This window comes from Phyllobacterium sp. P5_D12, from assembly GCF_054049495.1.
Window position 1 is genome coordinate 1 of record NZ_JBFUMG010000574.1, and the last position, 2,764, is coordinate 2,764.

General features: G+C 54.1%; 3 protein-coding genes. 2 read left to right on the forward strand and 1 reads right to left on the reverse strand.

All coding sequences use genetic code 11. The features are described from left to right. Positions 1-202: 202 nt before the first annotated feature. Positions 203-973, reverse strand: coding sequence for a trehalose-phosphatase (gene otsB / locus ACXJ5O_RS23690; RefSeq protein WP_457302042.1), 771 nt, complete (start codon positions 971-973; stop codon positions 203-205). Positions 974-1,161: 188 nt separating this feature from the next. Between otsB and ACXJ5O_RS23695 the strand changes: the two genes are divergently transcribed. Both ACXJ5O_RS23695 and ACXJ5O_RS23700 read left to right on the forward strand, forming a co-directional pair. Then, on the forward strand, positions 1,162-2,523 hold the full coding sequence (locus ACXJ5O_RS23695) for an alpha,alpha-trehalose-phosphate synthase (UDP-forming) (RefSeq protein ID WP_457302043.1): 1,362 nt from the start codon (positions 1,162-1,164) through the stop codon (positions 2,521-2,523). Further along, on the forward strand, positions 2,520-2,764 hold a 245-nt coding region (locus ACXJ5O_RS23700), incomplete at its 3' end, for a hypothetical protein (RefSeq protein ID WP_457302044.1). The genes ACXJ5O_RS23695 and ACXJ5O_RS23700, both read left to right, overlap by 4 nt.

Sequence of the window (2,764 nt, forward strand, 5' to 3'; positions counted from 1 at the left end):
GGTATCATTTGCGCCAGCGATCACATGAAATTGTGCCATGAGCAATTCTCCCAATCTCGTTTCGAGCGGGAAAGGCACCAGTGGTACCATGCTAGAGGCGGTACCAATGGACCTAAACCTGCACAAGACAAAACATACGCGAATCGGAAAAATTAAGCCAGAGACAATAGCCCCGTCAGGGTGGTCACTCGGCGGCGCAAAATCATTGTTGAGCCACCATCGTGGCGATCCATGATCGAACAGTATCTGCAGAGTCCAGCTTGAATTCGGCAACGCTCTCGAAAGGCGGATCGCCCACCCTCACCGAGCGCCCTCCTGTTTCGTTGGCAAGGCGGAACATGGTCTCGTCGGTCAGATCATCGCCCATCACGAGGAGCTTGCGGCCTGCATAGGGTGCGGTCTCCATGAAGTGCGCGACCGCCATGCCTTTGTTGGTTCCGGCAGGTCCAATTTCGATGACCATCTTGCCATCCTGGCGCTTCCACCCAAAACCGAGGTCCTTGACCAGGCCATCGACTGCATGCGTGGCGGCAATGGCCGCTTCCGGCACCTGACGGTAGTGCACGGCGAGCCCCGAGCCCTTGTCTTCGATCACCATACCCGGCCATCGGCTCGCAAATTTCTGCAACACCATGCGCGGGCGGTCGAGCGCTGCTGGCTCCATCCCCTTCCGGAGAATTTCTGCATTTTCCCTGCGGATTTCCGCGCCATGAAGTCCTGCGACGGTGAAGTGATAGGGTTCAAACATCGCATCGACTGCAGCGATGGAACGGCCGGTCACAAGCGCCATGGCACCATCTACCTTTTGCGAAAGCTTCATGAGTTGAAGCGGTAACTCTGGGGGAATGACGATGCTTTCAGGCGTTGCCGCAAGATCAATCAGCGTGCCGTCAATGTCTATGAAAAGCGCCCAACCATTCAGATCGTCTGGCAGTGGATGGTTTGCATTATCAACCGCCGTACTCGGCTGCATATCTGTTTCCTTTGCTCGAACTCTCATCATTGATGAACTCAACCAGCCCGAAATCGTTCAATGAAAGTTGACTTGCTGCCACTTTTTTCCGGAACCATCATGAATTTGAAGAGTTGGTTAGAGTCCTGACTGCATGCAAGGGACATTTTATGGGACGGCTAGTCGTAATCTCAAATCGCACGGCGAATTTGGGAAAGAATACTCAAATTGGCGGACTCGCTGTCGGTATCGTGGATGCACTTAAAGCTCAAGGCGGCCTTTGGGCCGGCTGGGACGGAAGTGTCGTAGACGCCGAAGAAACCGCAACAACCAAAATTCAGACCCATGGCAATGTCACGAGCCTGACGACCCCACTGACGAGCCAGGAACACGAAAAATACTACCTCGGCTTCGCCAACAAGGTCCTCTGGCCCGCCTTTCATTATCGCCTTGACCTGATGGATTATCGCATGGAGTTTGTGGATTGCTATTCTGCAACCAATGCGAAGTTCGCGGAGATGATCAGTCCGCATTTGCGGGATGACGACGTTATCTGGGTGCACGACTACCATCTGATACCCATGGCTGCTGAGCTCCGCAAACGGGGACACAAGAACAGGATCGGATTTTTCCTGCACATCCCGTTCCCCTCTGCCGACATCTTCTCCGCCGTCCCTCGCCACGAATGGCTGCGTTATTGCATGCTGCAGTTTGATCTCATCGGCTTCCAGACGATCAATGACGTCCATAATTTTCATCGCTATCTGAAAGAACATTCCGATGCGGCAATCATTTCGCCGGAACTTGTCCGCGTCAACGATCGCACAGTCCATATCGGGCATTTCCCCATCGGCATCGATGTGAAGCAGTTTGCGAAAGTGTCGGCTAGAACCGACGATACGATCGAACTCGAACGCATGCGCCGTACCGTTCTGAAGCGCTTCCAGGTCATTTCTGCGGATCGCCTCGACTATTCGAAAGGCCTGCCGCACCGCATGAAAGCCTTTAGAAAATTTCTGGAGATTTGTCCGGAATATCAGGGGCATGCGGACTACCTGCAGATTGCTTCGCCATCCAGGGAAGATGTTACCGCCTATTCCGATATCAAGGCCGAACTCGAGCAGCTTGCCGGCGCGGTCAATGGCAGATTCGCGGATTTCAACTGGGCGCCTGTCCAATACATCAATCGCAACATTCCAAGAGAAAAGCTGGCCCCTCTGTTTCGGGCAAGTCTGATCGGGCTGATAACGCCGTTGCGGGACGGAATGAACCTTGTGGCCAAAGAATACATCGCCGCTCAGGACAACAAGGATCCAGGCATCCTCATCCTCTCCAAGTTCGCCGGTGCAGCCGAGGAACTGAGCGAGGCGCTCATTGTCAATCCTTACGACATCAGCGAGGTTGCGCACGCTTTGAAGACGGCTGTCACAATGCCGCTGGAAGAGCGGCAACTGCGCCATCGCAAGCTTCTGAAACGCGTCGTCGATCGCGATGCCCAATGGTGGCAGCGGGAATATCTCCATGCGCTGCAACATGGCGATCATCACTCTGCCAATGAACGGGTTGCGTGAAGACTATGGCCTTACCCAATTCCGCCTATCGCATTCAATTGAGGGACGGATTGTCCTTCAATGACACCGCTGCAATAGTGCCGTACCTGAATAATCTCGGCATCGACACGCTCACCATTTCTCCAATTTTCAGCTCGATCGATGTCGGTCGCGGCAAGAAATCCTATAACCCGACGAAGCTGGACAGGGACGCCGGGGGTGAAGACGGCTTCGTCGCCCTTGATTCTGCACTTCGCAAGTT